Origin of the sequence: Actinoplanes sp. NBRC 103695, assembly GCF_030269485.1 — a bacterium.
Lineage (GTDB): Bacteria > Actinomycetota > Actinomycetes > Mycobacteriales > Micromonosporaceae > Actinoplanes.
In genome coordinates this window covers 34,563-52,230 of sequence record NZ_BSTL01000045.1, presented here as the reverse complement: position 1 = coordinate 52,230, position 17,668 = coordinate 34,563, and the positions used below count along the sequence as shown (strand labels likewise).

Genomic DNA, 17,668 nt, shown 5'->3' with positions numbered 1-17,668 from the left:
CAACCACCCAAAATCCCCCAACCCGGCTGGCTCCAAGCCCAACTCCTCGCCCTGCTCGAAGTCGACCCCACCCGACCACGCTGGCTATAACGGCAGTCCAAAAGCATGTGCGAAGTCCCGGTCTAGCGCGGCGTCTCCCTATCTCACCGGGACGCGCCGCACCGCCGGCCCAGCGACAGACTCAGTTGCCAGACGGGAACTGAGAGCACGCCGGGTGGATCGCTCGGCTTCGTCGATGATTGCTTTGACTCGCGCCGGGGGCGGGGTCGAGATCAGCTGGAGCGCAATCCCGCGGAGGAGGCCAACCAGAGACACGGCCATCGCCTCCGGGTCGGCATCTGCTCGCACCGAGCCGTCGTGGATCCCTTCGCGGACCTTGTCGGCGAGGAGCCGACGGAAGCTGGCGTCATGTTCCGCGTAGAGCGGCATCAGGACGGGATCGGCGGCAATCGCCTCGCCCCACATCTGCAGGAACGCGCCAGCAGACGGACGCCGGCTGGTGACGTTCTTGAGGTAGGCACGAACCGTCTCCGCCAGCCAGTCTGCGGCGCTATCCCCAGGATCCGGGAGGGTGAAGGTCCGAGCATCACGCATCACCGTGCGGAGCAGATTCTCGCGGCTGCCGAAGTGATGAGAGACGATCCCCCGGCTGTAGCCGGCTGCCTTGCCGACCTCAGCCAGGGTGAGCGCGCGTGACCCGTGCTGGGCGATCAGCGCCGTCGCGGCAGCTAGCACCTTGCGTTCGGCTTCTTCACGACGCTCTTGCTGCGTGCGGCGAGCGGGCGGCTGATCGGGCACCAGGACTCCTCAGGCATTGGGTCGACCAAGCATATGGTCCGCCGGTCTGCGCGTTTGTCCCGTCGCCTGGCACCGCGCAGCGTGCGCGCGAGCGGCCCGGACGAAGGGATCGGCTACGATACTTGTGTGTTGACCAACAAGTATCAGCGAGGTGCCTTCGTGTCGCGTACTCCACTCGTCCTCGTCCACGGCAATCCCGAGTCAGCGGCCATCTGGGGACCGTTCATCGGGGAACTCGACCGAGTCCACGCGGTCGTCCTGTCCCCGCCCGGGTTCGGTGTCCCGGTGCCCCGCGGCTTCGACTCGTCGGCCACGAGCTATCGAGACTGGCTGGCGTCGCAGCTCGAGCTGTTCCGCGCTCCGGTCGACCTGGTCGGTCACGACTGGGGCGGAATTCACGTCGCGGCGCTGGCCATGAGCCGTCCGGATTTGATTCGCAGTTGGGCCTCCGATGCGCTCGGCGTGTTCGCACCCGACTTCCTCTGGCATCCGCGGGCACAGGTGTGGCAGCAGGAGGGCCCGGGGGAAGCCTCGGTGCAGGAGTTGTGGGGAGGCGATCTGGAGCAGCGACTTGCGGTGGCGTCAGCCCTCGGTATGACCGGGCGCATGGCGGAGCGAGTCGCGGCAGGCATGGATCCCGAGATGGGTCGCGCGGTCCTCAAGCTGCTGCGGTCGGCACGACAGCCGGCGATGGCCGAAGCGGGACGGCTCCTGCCGAGCGCCGCGCAACGTCCGGGGCTCGCTCTCATCGCCGTTGACGACTTCGAGAGAGCCAGCGGGACGTTGGTGCAGCACGAGTGGGCAGCGCGCCAATCGGGTGCAAAGATGGCGCATCTGGAGGGTGTGGGCCACTGGTGGCCGGAGGAGACGCCGGTGCCGGTTGCTGAGGCTCTGATGAACTTCTGGGCAGAACTGCCGGATCCAGAAAGGGCTCCTGCGGCCGACTCCCGGGGTAACTGAGGATCTCCTGAACGAAATCCGACATCGGCCGATCGTGAGGAGGTCGGTGAGCCCCCTACCCTCGGGCCGGCCTGGTGGCTGGGTACGGCCGGCTGCGCTATTGGCAGCTGACCCTGAGGTCGGTTGGTCGCGGCCCGGCCGCGTGGCCTAGGAGCCGTCAGCACGTCAGCTCTTTACTGCGGCGGTATCGAACGCGTCGACTGCAGGCCGAATCGAGCAGGATCTTGCAGTCGCCGCCCGCAGATCCATAGGGCGACCTGACAGGCAGGTGCCGCCAGTCTCACGTCGTTCACGGACGCGAGCGAAATGAGCGACCTCGACGCAGGGAGGCAGGAGGCGGCAGGTTGAGCCCGGCTGGCGCTTCGACGGTAGAGGCGGCGCCCGGGCGAGGCGGTTGGGAAAATCCCTGCGCGGCAGCCGAGGCGTCGGCAGGTTTGGCAGGGCCGGCGGCCCGGAAGAGCAGACGGCTGAGGTCGCGGACCAAGTCGTTGTCGCGGGAGACGGGCCTCCATCCTTTACTGGCCATTTAGATGAGCTTCCCGGCCGGCTTGCGCAGGAAATCGGCGCGGACGAAGAGGTCCCCGCTTCGAGTCACCTGCCGCAGGCCGGCGTCCAGGGTACCGGCGAGCATCGGCAGCTCGTGGGCAAAACGGCCGGTATTTTCCCCGCCTGCGGCGGAGTCGGCTCGCAGCTACGACCGCGCCCAGCGCAGGACCTCAGCCAGCTCGCCGGCGGTGTTGCGGGCGAGCCCTGACTCTGGGGTACCGCGTAGGCCCGCGGCATTCAGCGCCGCTTGCCGCCATTATCTCCGATGGTCCGGGTCAGCATCGCCGTCGAGCATGTGCAGGGCGAGGCCGAGTTGGGTGGCGAGCTGCAGGTGCACCACGCCGACCCGACCCGGCTTCTGACACAGCTACTGCGCGGTGTCCGAGCCGAGCCCACCGCCGTAGGGCTGGTAGTCGCGGTCGGGTTTGATGATGAGGCGCGGAGGGGTTCTCCGGTGGCGGCGTGGATGATCCGGACGTTGAGGTCTTGGACGAGTACCAAGATGTAGGTTCGGGCGATGCCGATGCCGATGCCGATGTGGCGGAGTTGTCCGGCGACGCGCAGGGTGACGGTGCCGGCTTCGTTGATCGTGTCGTGGCGGACCCTGTCGTGGGTGTCGCCGGTGCGGTCGGTGCCGGGAATGGCTTTGGGGCGGGTTTGGTAGGCGGTGGCCGGGGTGGCCCGGTGGGGCGGCGACCGGTGGGGCGGTGGTTGTACTCGTGGGTGAACACGTCGATCAGCGCTTGTAGTTGGGTGATGGTGCCGGGCTGGGGTGTCTGGGCGCGGAGCCATTTTTTGAGGGTTTGCTGGAAGCGTTCGACTTTGCCGCAGGTGGTGGGGTGGTTCGTGTCGCTGACACAGTGACCGGGCATCCCGCTGCCGTTGGCCGAGCGAAGATCAGCACGGCCAACGGCAGCGGCTATGGGACGGCCAACATTGCCACGCGGGGACGAGGGCATGACCCGATGAGCCAGCTCCGAGCGACGACTCAAGCGGCGGTGCGTGATCTACTGCGGTTCCGCAACACCAGATAGGCCTTCGCTGTGAGCTATGCGGGCGCCAGTTGAGGTGGGGCACCGAGTCCGTGTTTGGGCTCGACCAACACTGCGGTTGGATCGAACCCCCCGCGGCCCCGTCGCGTAGTCGGAAGGATAGTCACGGTGCATACCCGATCGATGATCAAACGTCGGTTCGCGAGGGGAGCGGCAGCCCAAGCCGCTACCGGATCGGGAGCGTTGAGAACATCGGCCATCGGATCGCCCGTCACGCTTGCAGACAGTGCCCCGTCGATCTCTGTAATGCGCTGCCGGCCGACGAGGGTCGCCTCCGTCACCTGCTCCGGAGTCCGGCGTCCCAGAATCTCATCACGAGCATAGGACTTCAGCCTTTCAACGATCGCTGCACGTTCGGTGCTCAATGTCTTGACATCCACGTCGGGCGTAGCCGGCATGAGCAACTCGTACGCCCGGGGGTGGGTTAGGGCGTACAGGATGTGGGCGTGTATCCACCGATCTACCTGGCCGACATCACGAGTCAAATGGGCGTGTGCTTTGCAGCGGTAGCGTGGCTTGCGGGTCTGTTCTTTGACTTGGCACGTGACCGGGCGCTCGGTGGAGCTTCCCGGGGGTGTGCAGATCCCACACCGGTACAGTCCTGATCCTTCCCATTTCGGGGCGGGACCGGGTCCGGTGTGCCGCGCTGGGTGGGTCAGTTTCAGTTGGAGCGCGTCGAAAACATGCCGGGGGACAATCGGTTTCCATGGTGCGACGACACCCTCGACGATCTTCTTCCTGTAGACGACAAGACCGGCGTTGCGAGGGCGAAGCAAGATCTCTCGCAGTGTCCCTGCGCTCCATGAAGCCCCAGTGACTGTCGGAACGCCCTTCCTCCTCAGTTCGGCTGCCATGAGTTTGAAGCTGACGCCTTGTAGCGCCCGCTCGGTGCAGTCGACGACAATAGAGGTTTCCGATGCGATCGGCGTGATCCCTGCCTTGCAGGCACGTCCGCCATGCCAAGGGCAGGGATGCTCGTCGGAGGTACTACCTTGCGGTAGCTTCGGCGGTCCTAGGCAGAAGCCGAAAGGCCGCGTGCCACCGCCGAACTCGCCGTGGAGGGCCTGCCGCAGCCGGGCGGCACTTACCCGCCGAGCGGTGTCGCGGCTGGACTTGTTCGCCATTGTCACCATCACACGCGCCAGGGTTATTTCTGCATCGTCACCACCATCGGTGAAACGCAGAGAGCCGGTGATTGATTGAACGTTGGCCCGACGCTCCTGGACTACGTCGATAAGGTCTTCTAGATCGCGGGGATCACGAACAACCCGGTCGAGGTCAACGGTCAGCACGGCGTTAGATTTGTTGGTGCGGATCCGTTTGATCAATCTTCGGAATCCGGGGCGGATTACGCGTAAGGCGGTGGTGCCATCTGGTAACCGCACCTTTCGCCGCTTGTAGGCTGATGCGGGTTGTGGTCTACCGCCGCGCATGTCGTTCTCGATGATTACCTCGCCCACGGTCCAGTGCAGGCGAGCGGCACGCTCGCGCAGCTGGCGCTCGTGCTCGACGAGGCCTTTGCTCTGATCGTCTTCGTAGAGGTCGTCGGCCCGCAGATCCGACAGGCGAAGGTACAGGTCAGCGATGGTCGTAGATTCGATGCTCATCCATCTAGTTTGGTGTCCTAACTCCGTCGCCGGCAAGACCACCCTGACCGCCGCGATCACCAAGGTCCTCGCCGACCGCGACCCGGCAACCAACCGGTTCGTGGCGTTCGAGGGCATCGACAAGGCGCCGGAGGAGGCGCAGCGGGGCATCACGATCAACATCGCCCACGTCGAGTACGAGACGGCCACCCGCCACTACGCCCACGTCGACATGCCCGGGCACGCCGACTACGTGAAGAACATGATCACCGGCGCCGCCCAGGTGGACGGCGCGATCCTGGTGGTCTCGGCGCAGGACGGATCCATGCCGCAGACCCGCGAGCACGTGCTGCTCGCGCAACGGGTCGGCGTGCCGTGGCTGGTCGTCGCGCTCAACAAGAGCGACGCGGTCTCCTCCGGTGACGAGGAGTTGCTGGACCTCATCGAGCTCGAGGTTCGTGAGCTGGTGTCCGAGTACGGGTTCCCCGGCGACGAGGTGCCCGTGGTCCGGGTCAGCGCGCTCAAGGCTCTCGAGGGCGACCCGCGCTGGGTTCGGTCCATCGTTGACCTGCTCGACGCGGTCGACTCCTACGTGCCGGTCCCCGACCGTTCGCTGGGCGAGCCGTTCCTGATGCCGATCGAGAACGTGCTCACCATCAGCGGCCGCGGCACCGTGGTCACCGGCAAGGTGGAGCGCGGCACGCTGCGCGTCGGCGAGCCGGTCGAGGTGGTCGGTCTCGGCCCCACGGTCGCCACGGTGGCCACCGGGCTGGAGACGTTCGGGAAGTCGCTGGACTCCGCGGAGGCCGGCGACAACGCGGCGGTGCTGCTGCGCGGCGTCCGTCGCGAGCAGGTGCAGCGCGGCCAGGTGGTCGCGGTGCCCGGCTCGGTCACGCCGCACCGGACGTTCCGGGCCAACCTGTACGCCCTGACGAAGGAGGAGGGCGGCCGCCACACGCCGTTCGTGGCGAACTACCGGCCGCAGTTCTTCTTCCGCACCACGGACGTCTCCGGCTCGATCGAGCTCGGCGGCGGCCTCGAGATGATGATGCCGGGCGACTCCGCCACGGTCACCGTGCAGCTGGGCAAGGAGGTGCCGATGGAGTCCGGCCTCGGCTTCGCGGTCCGCGAGGGCGGTCGCACGGTCGCCGCCGGCACGGTCACCGAGCTGCTCGACTAGCAGCGACCAGCAGTCCACGAACGGCCCGGGTCCACACCCGGGCCGTTCCCTGCTGCCACTTTGCTCTGCTTACACATACGCACCACGCTCTGCCTCGCATACGCACCACGCTCTGCCTGGGGTCCAAGCCGCGCTGGGAGGGTCAGCTGCGGCGAAGCCTGTTCGCGGCGGCGATCCAAGGCTCCAACACCATCGAGCACATCACGATCAGTGGCTCGGACGCCCGGGCCCTGGTTGAGCACGCACCCATGTCCGCGGACGCCGGCGAGCAGACGCAGCAGGCCGTCATCGGGTACCGGGACGCGATGACGTACGTGCGGCAGACGCCGGCGATGGGTTTCTTCGACTACTCCGAGACGCTGCTCTCCACGCTGCACTTCATGATCACGAAGTATCAGCCCGCGAAGTGGCCGGGCCGTTACCGCTCCGGCGGCATCTACGTGACGAGCGGCGATCCGCTGGAGCCGGCCTACACCGGTCCCGACGCCGACGCGGTCCCCGGGCTGATGGGCGAGCTGGTCGAGTGGCTCCACGGTGGAGATCTCGACGCCCCGGCGTACGCGCGAGCGGCCATGGCGCACCTGAATCTCGTGGGCATCCATCCCTGGCGCGACGGCAACGGCCGGACCGCCCGGGCACTGCACACCACGGTGCTGGCCCGGGTGGGAGAGCTGGCACCGGAGTTCTCCTCGATCGAGGAGTGGCTGGGCGAGCAGACCGGCACCGTCCAGTACTACGAGGCGCTCCGGTCCGTGCAGCAGGGCAGCTTCCAGCCGGAACGGGACGCCCACCCGTGGCTCAGGTTCGTGTTCACCGCGCATCATCGGCAGGCCCAGCGCGTGAAGCGGCGGTACGACTGGACCGTGCGCCTGTGGACCGATCTCGCCCGCCTGGCCGGCGAACACGGACTGCCCGAGCGCGTGGTGTCGGCCCTCTACGCCGCCGCGCTCGGCGAGGTCCGGCGCACCACCTATCAGCAGGACGAGAGCCTCAGCCGCGACCAGGCCATCCGGGACATCCAGGCGTTGACGCGCGCGGGGTTGCTGACACCGCGCGGCAACGCGACCACCCGGGTCTACACCCTGGACGGCGCCGCCACCGACATCGCGCAGGCCGCCGCCGCTTCCGTGCGCGGTCCCGGCCGCGACCCCTACACCTAAACCCTTTTCGGGTACGCGCACACCAGAGCTCTGCCTCCTCGGCGACGCCGCGGCGGGTCCGGCCTGTGCCGCCCGTTCCGGGCTGAGATCGGTGGTCACCCGCCCGGCACCCGGAGAGGTAAGCAGAGCAAAGTGCCGGCTCAGCGACGCCCGGTGCGTATGCGAGGCAGAGCGTGGTGCGTATGCGAGGCAGAGCGTGGTGCGTATGTGTAAGCAGAGCAAAGCGGCGCCGCGAAGGCCTTGGGACGAGAGGCCTTCGCGGCGCCGGGGAACGGGTTCAGTTCAGGGCTGAGGACAGCGCCGCCAGGTAGCCGTAGCGGTAGCCGCTGCCGGTCGGGTGGAACGAGTTGGTCGGTGGGACGAGCACCAGCGGGTGGATCCAGTTGGCCGCCGCGCAGATGCCGTGGCCGGCGAATTCGTCGGTGACGTCGACGTAGGTCAGGCCCGCCGCGCGTGACCGTTCCTCGATCAGGGTGTTGAGTTCCTCGTTCGCCGCGTTGACGGCCCGGCGCTTGGGGATGCTCATCCCGGCGAAGCCGCAGGTCGGCGCGTTGACGTCGAAGAGGATCGGGTAGCCGAGCACGAACACCCGGGCGTTCGGCGCGTGCCGCTTGATGGCCCGGTACGTGGCGTCCAGTTTGGCCGGCAGTTCCTCGCGGACCACGACCGCCGCGTCGTCGACGACGGCCTGGCAGGCGGCGTCGCTGACCAGGGTGCAGCTGATCACGGTGGGCGCGAAGCCCGCGTCGTTGCCGCCGATGGTGACGGTGACCAGGTCGGTTCCGCGGCTCAGCCCGATCAGCTGGGTGGCCCGGAGGGTGTCGGTGGTGGCGCCGCCGCAGGCGACGGATCGGTACGAGCGGGGGTCGTTGGCCGCGGCCCACAGGCCGGGGTAGCCGTTGGGGCTGCGCAGGCAGAGCCCGGACTGGCCGGCGGCACCGACCCCGGACGAGTACGAGTCGCCCATCGCGACGTAGTCGACGGTGCCGGCGGCGGCTGCCGCCGGGGTGGCGATGCCGAGCGTGAGCAGGGCTGAGATGACGAGAGTTCCCAGGACGGTGGTGCGTCTCATCTGTCGCTCCACTTCAAAAGGGAGGAGGGTTACCCGACGGTAAGTCAAGGGTGTGACAAAAGAAACATGGTGTTTTTATTGTTACCTCGTAGTAACATGCGTCGATGTCTCAGGTTTTCTCCAGCGTGCGGCGCTACCTTCGGCGGCATGGAACAGGCACAGGCTGAGCGCATCGTCACCGTGCTGCGGGCCCGCAACGTCTTCGCGCACGTCAAGCTGCCGCACGCCGGCATCACGCAGTACGGGCTCCGGGTCGTGCTGCCGGACGGCCGCGAGGCGGTCTGGGACAACGACGGCACCGCGGGGCTCGAGGCGCAGGTGATGCGCAACGGCGTCCTCGTCGGGTTCGTCCCGTCGATCCCCGGTTCGGAGAACTTCAGCGACGAGCAGATCACCGAGGCGATCGCGGCCGCCGACTACGACCAGCCGATCGGCCGCTCCCGTCCTTCCACTCCCACGCCGGGACCGGGGCGCGGCACCCCGCCGGCGGCCCGGCCGACCCTGGGCGAGCGGTTGCGAGGAACCCTCCGTAACTTCTAGCTCGTGAACAACGTGACTGTGCTCGGGGCGGGCGCCGCCGGGCTGGCCGTGGCGGCGGAGCTCAAGGCGCGCGGCGTGGACAGCGTCGTCCTCGAGCGTGGCGCGGGCGTGGGCGCGAGCTGGCGCGGGCGCTACGACCGGTTGCGCCTGCACACCACGCGACGGCTGTCGGGACTGCCCGGGATGCCGATCCCGCGCGAGTACGGCCGGTGGGTCCGGCGCGACGATCTGGTGCGCTATCTGGAGGCGTACGCCCAGAAATTTGATCTTGACGTGCGCACCGGGGCGGCCGCCGGGAAGGTCACGCGGGTCGACGGCGGATGGCAGCTGCACGGCGTCGGGCGGACGACCGGGACGCTGGTCGTCGCGATCGGGTACCTGCACACGCCGCTGATTCCCGCCTGGCCCGGCCGGGAGAGCTGGACGGGCTCGCTGACGCACTCGGCGGAGTACCGGAACGCGGAGCCGTTCCGTGGCAAGGACGTCCTGGTGGTCGGCATCGGCAACAGCGGCGCCGAGATCGCCAGCGACCTGGCCGAGGGCGGTGCGGCGTCGGTGCGCCTCGCGATCCGGACGCCGCCGCACATCGTCGACCGCACGACCGCGGGCTGGCCCGCGCAGCTGAGCGGCCTGCTGATGGGCGGGCTGCCGGAGAGCGTCGTCAACCCGGTGTCCGCGCTGCTGGCGAAGGACCTCTCGGCGTCCGGCATCCCGCGCCCGGTCAAGGGGCTGAAGACCCGCCTGCGCACCGAACGCTACGTGCCCCTGCAGGACGTCGGGATCGTCCGGGACGTGCGGGCCGGCCGGGTGCGCCCGGTCGCCGCGGTGCGGGGATTCACGGAGTCGGCGGTCGAGCTGGCGGACGGTACGAGCGTGCGCCCCGACGCCGTGATCGCCGCCACCGGGTACGGGACGGGACTGCGCGACTTGTTCGACGAGCCGTCGCTGTTCGACGAGTCCGGCATACCGGTGGTCCACGGTGGCGAGCCGGCACTACAGGGCCTGTACTTCATGGGCTACGACGTCAACCTGGGCGGGATGCTGCGCCAGGTCGGCATCGAGGCCCGCACCATTGCTAGCCGAATCGCTCGGTCTTGACCCTGCGCGGGTCGTGGCCGAGTGCCACCAGCATGTCGGCGGCCGCCTCGACGAAACCGGTCGGGCCGCAGACGAAGCACTCCGGTTCGAAGTCGGCCGGCCAGCCGTGCGTGTTGATCGTCGCCACGCTGATCCGCCTGGCCGGCGGCACCCGGGTGTAGACGAAGTGCACGTCCAGACCGGGCTGCCCGCGGGCCAGCTCGGACGCGTAGAGGACGTCGGCGGGCGTACGCACCGAATAGATCAGGCGGAAGGGCTGCCGTTGCCGGGCCCGGATCATCGCCATCAGCGGCACGATCCCGGAACCGCCCGCCACCAGCAGCACCGGCGCCGTCGACGTGGGACGCCAGACGAACCAGCCGCCGACCGGGCCGCGCAGCTCCAGCTTGTCGCCGGCCGCGACGCCGGACGTGAGGTATTCGGACACCTCGCCGTCGTCGACGCGCTGCACGGTCAGCTCGAGGGGCGCTCCCGCCGACGCCATCGAGTAGCTGCGCTGCGCCTGGTAGCCGTCCGGCGCGGTCAGCCGCACGTCGATGTGCTGGCCGGGCAGGTGGCCGGGCCAGTCCGGGACGTCGAGCACGAGGGTCCTGGCGGTGGCCGTCTCGTCCCGGACCTCGGTGACGGTGGCCACCCGCCAGGTCAGTCGCCCTGGTACCGCTGCTCGCGCCACGGGTCTCCGTACATGTGGTAGCCGGCCTCCTCCCAGAAGCCCGGCTCGTCGTCGTTCAGCATCTCGATGCCGTTGACCCACTTCGCCGACTTCCAGAAGTACAGGTGCGGGATGAGCAGACGTGCCGGCCCGCCGTGCTCGGGCGCCAGCGGCTCGCCGTCGTACTGGTAGGCGATCCACGCCTGGCCGTCGGTCAGGTCCTCCATCGGCACGTTCGTGGTGTAGCCGCCGTACCCGTGGATCATGGTGTAGTCCGCGGCGGTCTCCACGTCCTCGAGGAGAGTGTCCAGCGAGACACCGCGCCAGGTGGTGCCGAGCTTGGACCACTTGGTGACGCAGTGGATGTCGACGGTCACGTCCTCGGCGGGCAGCTGGGTGAACTCCGCCCAGGTCCATTGCTTCTTGCCGCCGACCTCGGTGGTCACGGTGAAGCGCCACCGGTCCAGGGGGATGCGCGGCGTCGGCCCGGCGGAGAGCACCGGGAAGTCGTGGGTGAGGTACTGGCCCGGCGGCAGCTCGGGCCGCGACGACCGCCGCCTCCCGCCGAAGCCGGTCGAGATGATGCTCATGGTGTGGAGACTACGACGTCCTACCCGCCCCAGACGGCTCGGATGTCGTCGATCACCCCGGCGGACTGCGCGCGACCGGCCTCGGCGGCCGCCGCGCGCCGTTCTGGGCTGAGGGGGTTGCTTCCGATCGCTTTCAGGGCGGTTGCGCCGGGTTCGACACAGATTTTGCGTACGCCCGGGCCGAGCGCCGCCGTCTGTTCGCCCGGGCGGGTCTCGCGCCGCAGCGACAGGGTCGCCGGGGCCAGCACGACCACCCGGCCGTACCCGGTCGCCAGGTCCACATTGGCTATGGACCGGACCCCGCCGTCGACGTAGCGGGCGCCGTTGACGGTCATCGGCGGCCAGACCAGCGGCACCGCGCAACTGGCCGCGACCGCGTCGATCAGCGAGACGCCGCTGTCGTTGTCGAAGACCACCACCTGGCCGGTCTCCGCGGCCACCGCCGGGATCCGCAGCCGGGTGGCCGGCCAGTCGTCGCCGGTCACCCGGGTCGCGATCGCCGCACGCCGCTCGGACTCGGGAACGGTCCGCGCCCGCAGCGCCGCCCGGCCCAGCCAGGCCCGCCCGCGTGCCGGGTCGCCGGGCAGCACCGCCGAGATCGCGAAGCGCATCTTGACGCCGGCGCCGATCGCCGCGTTGCGGTCGCCGGTGGTGTCCGCGAGCTCGCGGGCGTACAGCTGGTCGAGCGCGGCACCGGCGGTGATCTGGGCGGCCACCACCGATCCGGCCGACGTGCCGACGAACAGGTCCGCCGCGGAGAGGTCCACGCCCTGCTCGGCGAGCCCGTGGATCAGCCCGATCTCCCACGCCACGCCGGTGACGCCGCCACCGCCCAGCACGACCGCGCGCCGGTCATCGTTCACCATGTCAGTGCCCGTTCGCCGAGTCGTTCCGAGTACCAGCCGAGGACGGCGTCCACAGTATCCCGATCGAGCGGTCCCGCGGCGGCGGCCGCGACGCTCGCCTGCAGGTGGGCCAGCGAGCGGGTGCCCGGGATGACCGTGCTCACCGGGTCGAGGGCCAGCAGGAAGCGCAGCGCGCCCTCGGCCACGCCCACGCCGTCCGGCAGCAGCGCGTGGAACTCGCCCACCAGAGCCGCCCGCAACGCCACGTCCGCCGGGGACCAGCGTGCCCGCACGTCGGTGAAGCGGGTCTCGGCGTCGTACGCCCCGGACAGCCAGCCGGACTCCAGCGGGACCTTGATGATCGCGCCGGCGCCCCGCTCACCCGCCCGTGCCAGCGCGGCCAGCGGCTCCTGGTAGAGCGCCGACAGCCGCACCTCCAGCGCTCCGGCGTCCCGGGCGAGCGCGGTGTCGACCTCGTGTCCCTGATCGACGGAGGCTCCGTACGCGCGGATCAGGCCTTTGATCTGGAGGTCGCGCAGGGCCTCGAAGCAGGCGGGGCTCGCGAGAACCTCCGGCGGCGGGCTGTGCAGGACCACCACGTCGAGGTGCTCGACACCGAGCCGCTCGGCGCTGCCCCGGACCGAGCCCTCGATCGCCTCCGGCGACCAGTCCGTGCTGCCGTCCGGCCGGCGGCCCACCTTCGTGCACAGCACGTAGTCGTCGCGGGGGACACCGGCGAGGGCCGCGCCGACGTTCAACTCGCTCTGCCCACCGGCGTAGACCGGCGCCGTGTCGATGAACGTGACCCCGAGGTCGAGGGCGGCCCGCGCGATGCGGACCGCCTCCTCCGGGTCGGGACCGGCCGGCCACTCCGCCGACCGTCCCAGCTGCCATGCGCCCAGGCCGACCGCGCTGACCTCGATCCCGGTGGCGCCCAGCAGGCGCTGTCCCATCATGGTCAACACGGTACGGCCGACTACATCTGGACGGTATTGCTGGTCGACCCGAGCACCGCCGCGACGTCCGGCACGACCACCCGGTAGCTGAAGCCCGGGGTCACCTTGGCCTGCGTCGACTTCGCGGACGCCTTGAACGTGCGGTCGGTCGTCCAGGTCTGCCCGTCGACCGACCGCTGCAGCTCGAGGGTCTGCTTGGCCGCGCCGGCCAGGGTCACGGTCAGGTTCTTCCTGCTCTGCGCGAGGGTCACGGCCGACCGGACGGTGATCTCGTAGGTGGCGGACTCGGCGGACGCGTTGGTCTTGGTGGCGGCGACGGTCAGCTTGAACCGCTGCGAGGTGGTCGCCGTGCGGTTGTACTGGACCGTGCCGTTCGCCGAGGTGGTGACCTTCTTGCACTTGAACGTGTCGGCGTCACCGTCGGCGGTGCACAGCTGGGCGGCGAGCTTCGCCCACGGCTTGCCGTCCGCCTTGGTCACGGTGAACGTCGTCTTCAGTGCCGTCCCGTAGGCCACGGTCGCGGACTCGGCGTTCGAGGCGATGGCGGGCGTCGGCAGCGTCGGCGTCGGCGTCGGGGTGGGCGTCGGCGTCGGGCTCGGGGTGGGCGTCGGGGTCGGGGTGGGCGTCGGGCTGGGAGCCGGCGTTCCGCCGGTGACGGTGGCGAGGGCCGCCACGGCGTCGACCCGGCCGTACCCGTAGTCGTTGTCCTTGCCCGCGGCGCCGAGGTCCTCGGCGCTGGACTCCATCGCCTGCTCGACCTGGTCCGGCGTGAGCGACGGGCTCTTGGCGCGCAGCAGCGCGGCCAGGGCGGCGACGTGCGGGGTGGCCATCGAGGTGCCGCTCATGGAGGCGTACGAGCCGTCCGGCACCGTGCTGAGGATGTTCACGCCCGGCGCGGCGAGGTCGACGTAGCCGCCGGCGTTCGAGAAGGACGCCACCACGTCGTTGCTGTCCGTGGCGGCCACCGCGATGGCGCCCGGCGAGGCGCCCGGGTAGCTGATCGGGCTGCCCTGCTGGCGCGAGTTGCCGGCGGCCGCGACGACCACGGCGTTCTTGGACCGGGCGTACGCGACGGCCTGGTCGTAGGACGCCGCGTAGCCGCCGCCCAGCGACATGCTGATCACCTGGGCGCCGTGGTCGGCCGCCCACGCGATGCCCTCGGCGACGCTCGTCGAGGTGCCCAAACCGTCGTCGCCGAGCACCTTGACCGGCAGGATCTTCACGTCCGGGGCCACGCCCGCCACGCCGATGGTGTTGCCGGTCGCCGCCGCGATCGTGCCGGCCACGTGCGTGCCGTGCCCGTGCACGTCGGAGCTGACGCCGGTCGTCCGGTTGAAGGCGTTGTAGCCGGTCAGCACCTGTCCGGCCAGGTCCGGGTGGCTCGCCGCGACGCCGGTGTCCAGCACGGCGACGGTCACCCCGGCGCCGGTGGAGGTGGCCCACGCGTCGGTCGCCCGCATCTTGGGCAGCGACCACTGCTGGGAGCGGTAGGCATCGGTGCCGGTCGGCGCGTCCAGGGCCTTGACCGGCTGCTCCACGTCGACCGAGACCACGCCCGGGGTGCGCTGCGCGTTCGCGACGGCGGCGCGGCTGGTGACGGTCTCCGAGGTGAAGACCGGGCGGCCGGACGGGTCGATCGTGGTCTTCGTGATCGTGATCGGGTGGTCGGCGTCGATCCTCCGGTTCTCCACCGCCGGGTTCTCCACCGCCGGGGCGCTCGGCTCCGGGACGGCTGATGCGCTGGAGCCCGGCGTGGCCGCCGGGAACGCGGAGATGGGTGCGGCGGTCGTGAGGAACGGGGTGACCACCGCGGCGAGTGCCGTCGCGCCCAGCGTTCCGAATGCGTAGCGGCTCAGATTCCGGCCCATGAAGATCCTCCCTTGGCGACGAGGCAATCGATCGGCCGGGTGCCGCCGGACTGAAGGTCTCTTCCGGTTCTGGTCCGCTATGTCCTGATTCTTGCGACCATGGGGGTTCGGGGCCGCCCAGCCCGGAGCGGGGCGACCCAGTCGAGACCCGCAAAGGATGAAGTTGATGACGCACGCACGCCGCAAGCAGGTGATCGTCGGAGTCGTGGGACTGGCCGCGCTGGGCGCCGGCGCCTACGCGATCACGGATCAGCTGTCCGACGACAAACCCCGGGCGGCTTTCGTTGTCCCCGCCGACGTGCCCACCTCGTCGCCGTCCTCGGCCTCCGCCGAGCCGGCCGACGCCCCTGCGCCGCGGAAGAAGGCAACCACGTCTGCTTCAACTGCGACTACCACGGGGACAAAGACCAAGAAACAGCAGATCGATGCGGTACGGGGGGCGGCGGCCGAAGCGGCCCAGCAGGCCCAGCGGCCGGTGACCAGCATGAAGGTCAACGAGGCCGACGTGACCGTGAAGAAGGTGCCCGTGCCGGCGGGAACGCTGCAGGTGGTGTCGGCGCCACAGGACCTGACCGGCAAGCGTGAGCTGGCCTGGGTGCAGGGGCAGAAGGGCGAGAAGGTCGGCGCGGCGGCGTGCACGCAGAGCATCACTCTGGCGGAGGGAGTGCCCCCGAAGAAGCGGGACACGCTGCTGATCTGCTGGCGGATCAGCGCGGCGAAGAGCGTCTACACGATCGCGATCGACCCGAAGGGCAAGCCGTCCGCCGCGCGCAGCGTCGCCGAGCTGAACAGGGTGTGGTCGGCTCTTCGCTGATCTCTCTCACGGACGGGCGACGGGGCCCGGAGCTGACGCTCCGGGCCCCGCTTCATGCTCTGTTCGTTCTTGTTCCGCCGGATCAGTACGGGGCGACCGTGAAGGTCGAACCGCTGGAGATGATCGACACGTCACCGGCCGCGATGGTCGCACCCGGCAGCGAGTTCTTCACGACCGTGATCTGGTACGTGCCGTTCGACACGTCCGTCCCGAGGGCCGTTCCGTCGGTGTCGAGCGTGCCGCCCAGGTCCAGCTGGCAGATGATCTCGTTGTCGCTGATCGGGAAGATGCCGGTGCACTCCTGAACCGGCGCGAAATCCCACTCCGCGGTGTCCACGGAGTCCGCGGCCCCGTTGTAGACGTCCTTGACCAGGAACACCCGGGAGCCGGTCGGGCCGGTTGTCGGGTTGCCGGTGCCGAAGGTCAGGGACGAGAAGCCGACGCCGAGGATGTCCACATAGGTCGTGGTGTTCGTCGGGGCGGTCTTCGGCGAGATGGTGACGCCGTACGAGTAGACGAACGGCGACGCGGCGCTCTTGGTGCCGGCCGCGGTCGTCACGCTCACCGTGGCGTTGCCCGCGGCGTGCGCTGTGGTGACACCGGTGATCGACGACCCGGAGACGACCTGGACGTCGTCAAGCGGGCTGCCACCGAGCGAGACGGTGACGGTCGCGTCCGGGTCCGTCGGGAAGCCGCTGCCGGCGATGGTCACCGGGCTGCCGCCCTGCGCGGGGCCACCGGCCGGCGTGATGCTCGTGACGGCCAGCACCGGAGCGACGGTGTAGGCCGCGGTGGTGGTGATGAGCGCGCCGGCGGACGTGCTCGCGTAGACACAGATCGTGTAAGGAGTGGTCGAGGCACCCGAGTCCAGTGTGGTGCTGGCGGGCACCGTGAACAGGATCTTGGTGTTCGAGACCTTCTGCACGCCGGTGGCGGCCACGATGCCCGTGGTCGGGACGTAGGTCGCGGGGCAGGTCAGCGGGTCCTTGACGACCAGGACGCCGGGCGTCGGGGAGCCGGCGAAGACGCTGGTGCTCGCCGACGCCGTGATCGTGTTGGTGCCGGCGGTCGGGCCGACCGTCGGGCTCAGGGTGAGTGTCGGCAGCACCTGGTAGCTGGTCGCGCTACCGATGAGGGCGCTCGTGCCCGCGTTGCCGTTGTAGACACACACCTTGTAGGTCGTGTTCGTGACCAGACCGGACGGGATGGTCACGGTGGTGTTCTGGTTCGCGTTCACGCCGACGGTCTTGACCGCCGTGGCCGCCACCGCGGGAGACGCCGTGTTGTAGGCGGTCGGGCAGGTCGCCGTGGTCACGAGGGCGCCGAGTGTCGTGGCGGGGGTCGTGTAGGCCAGGCTCGCCGCCGCGGTGATCGAGCCACCGCCGACCCCGCCGGTCGCCGGAGTCAGGGTCAGGGCGACCGGGGCGATCGTGTAGGGCGCGTTGTCGGCCGTGTGCCCGGCGATCTGCCCCGTCGTTCCGGTGGCGTTGTAGAGGCAGACCCGGTACACGCCGTTCGCCAGGGTCGCCGGCACCACGAACGTGCCGCCGTTGTCGGCGCCGCCGCCGGACGCCTTGGTGATCGTGACGTTCGGAGCGGTAACGCTGGTCGCGGTGTTCGTGGCCGGGCACTGGCCCGTGTTGGCGACCAGCTTGCCGCCGGGCGTGGTGATACCGGTGAAGACTCCGGTGCCTGAGACGGTGACGGTGTTGCCGCCGCCGACCGGGCCCGCTGTGGGTGAAACGGTTACTACGACGTCGGCTGCGAAGGCCGGCGCTGCCGTACCCGCGACGACCAGGGCGGTGGCCGCCGCAGTCGCGAGCCCGGCTCGAATGAGCCGGGCCCGGGCACTGAGATGGGACGTGCGCATGCGAGGTCCTCCTACGGTCTCTAAGAACCGTCTGGGCTGGGTGTGTGGCCCGCGCATGTCGACGCAGCCGGGCCCTCTCGC

At 69.8% G+C, this 17,668-nt stretch carries 15 protein-coding genes and 1 pseudogene; 6 read left to right on the top strand and 10 right to left on the bottom strand.

Features of this window, described 5'->3' with window-relative positions:
* Positions 1-138: 138 nt before the first annotated feature.
* Entirely contained in the window at positions 139-798 is a 660-nt protein-coding gene (locus QSK31_RS44475) for a TetR/AcrR family transcriptional regulator (RefSeq protein WP_285691105.1), read from the bottom strand.
* A gap of 126 nt (positions 799-924) precedes the next feature.
* Here QSK31_RS44475 and QSK31_RS44470 point away from each other — a divergent pair, with 126 nt between their 5' ends.
* Entirely contained in the window at positions 925-1,758 is an 834-nt protein-coding gene (locus QSK31_RS44470; RefSeq protein WP_285691103.1) for an alpha/beta fold hydrolase, read from the top strand.
* Positions 1,759-2,579: 821 nt separating this feature from the next.
* On the opposite strand, the gene QSK31_RS49000 is transcribed toward QSK31_RS44470, so the two are convergent.
* The gene (locus QSK31_RS49000; protein ID WP_352244613.1) at positions 2,580-3,176 is read right to left on the bottom strand and encodes an integrase core domain-containing protein; all 597 of its coding nucleotides are present in this window, start codon (positions 3,174-3,176) and stop codon (positions 2,580-2,582) included.
* 176 nt (positions 3,177-3,352) lie between these two features.
* The gene (locus tag QSK31_RS44460; RefSeq protein ID WP_285691099.1) at positions 3,353-4,963 is read right to left on the bottom strand and encodes a recombinase family protein; all 1,611 of its coding nucleotides are present in this window, start codon (positions 4,961-4,963) and stop codon (positions 3,353-3,355) included.
* A gap of 31 nt (positions 4,964-4,994) precedes the next feature.
* Between QSK31_RS44460 and tuf the strand changes: the two are divergent.
* Together tuf and QSK31_RS44450 are read left to right on the top strand one after the other, a co-directional pair.
* Positions 4,995-6,122 (top strand): annotated as a pseudogene (gene tuf / locus QSK31_RS44455) (elongation factor Tu); the annotation flags it as partial.
* Positions 6,123-6,370: 248 nt separating this feature from the next.
* Complete coding sequence (locus QSK31_RS44450; protein WP_285691098.1) at positions 6,371-7,282, top strand: Fic family protein; 912 nt, start codon at positions 6,371-6,373, stop codon at positions 7,280-7,282.
* A 277-nt stretch (positions 7,283-7,559) separates the two neighbouring features.
* Here the strand turns inward: QSK31_RS44450 and QSK31_RS44445 are convergent, their stop codons facing one another.
* Positions 7,560-8,354, bottom strand: a complete 795-nt coding sequence (locus QSK31_RS44445) for an SGNH/GDSL hydrolase family protein (protein ID WP_285691097.1) — start codon at positions 8,352-8,354, stop codon at positions 7,560-7,562.
* 147 nt (positions 8,355-8,501) lie between these two features.
* Between QSK31_RS44445 and QSK31_RS44440 the strand changes: the two genes are divergently transcribed.
* A complete protein-coding gene (locus tag QSK31_RS44440; protein ID WP_285691095.1) occupies positions 8,502-8,894 on the top strand; it encodes a hypothetical protein in 393 nt (130 codons plus the stop codon).
* A 3-nt stretch (positions 8,895-8,897) separates the two neighbouring features.
* Positions 8,898-9,992: a flavin-containing monooxygenase gene (locus tag QSK31_RS44435; RefSeq protein ID WP_285691094.1), complete on the top strand. Its 1,095-nt coding sequence runs from the start codon at positions 8,898-8,900 to the stop codon at positions 9,990-9,992.
* Here the strand turns inward: QSK31_RS44435 and QSK31_RS44430 are convergent.
* Genes QSK31_RS44430 through QSK31_RS44410 form a run of 5 tightly spaced genes read right to left on the bottom strand, consistent with a single transcriptional unit; the run spans position 9,970 to position 14,903 of the window.
* Entirely contained in the window at positions 9,970-10,665 is a 696-nt protein-coding gene (locus QSK31_RS44430; protein WP_285691093.1) for a ferredoxin reductase, read from the bottom strand. The genes QSK31_RS44435 and QSK31_RS44430 overlap by 23 nt on opposite strands.
* On the bottom strand, positions 10,635-11,234 hold the full coding sequence (locus tag QSK31_RS44425; protein ID WP_285691092.1) for a sulfite oxidase-like oxidoreductase: 600 nt from the start codon (positions 11,232-11,234) through the stop codon (positions 10,635-10,637). Before QSK31_RS44425 ends, QSK31_RS44430 begins: the two co-directional genes overlap by 31 nt.
* Positions 11,235-11,254: 20 nt before the next feature.
* The gene (locus QSK31_RS44420; RefSeq protein WP_285691091.1) at positions 11,255-12,100 is read right to left on the bottom strand and encodes a patatin-like phospholipase family protein; all 846 of its coding nucleotides are present in this window, start codon (positions 12,098-12,100) and stop codon (positions 11,255-11,257) included.
* Positions 12,094-13,035, bottom strand: a complete 942-nt coding sequence (locus QSK31_RS44415) for an aldo/keto reductase (protein ID WP_285691089.1) — start codon at positions 13,033-13,035, stop codon at positions 12,094-12,096. Before QSK31_RS44415 ends, QSK31_RS44420 begins: the two co-directional genes overlap by 7 nt.
* A gap of 20 nt (positions 13,036-13,055) precedes the next feature.
* The gene (locus tag QSK31_RS44410) at positions 13,056-14,903 is read right to left on the bottom strand and encodes a S8 family peptidase (protein WP_285691087.1); all 1,848 of its coding nucleotides are present in this window, start codon (positions 14,901-14,903) and stop codon (positions 13,056-13,058) included.
* 166 nt (positions 14,904-15,069) lie between these two features.
* Here QSK31_RS44410 and QSK31_RS44405 point away from each other — a divergent pair, with 166 nt between their 5' ends.
* A complete protein-coding gene (locus QSK31_RS44405; protein WP_285691086.1) occupies positions 15,070-15,717 on the top strand; it encodes a hypothetical protein in 648 nt (215 codons plus the stop codon).
* Positions 15,718-15,799: 82 nt separating this feature from the next.
* Here the strand turns inward: QSK31_RS44405 and QSK31_RS44400 are convergent, their stop codons facing one another.
* Positions 15,800-17,587 (bottom strand): beta strand repeat-containing protein, encoded by a 1,788-nt coding sequence (locus tag QSK31_RS44400; protein WP_285691085.1) that lies wholly within the window; start codon positions 17,585-17,587, stop codon positions 15,800-15,802.
* Positions 17,588-17,668 lie beyond the last annotated feature (81 nt).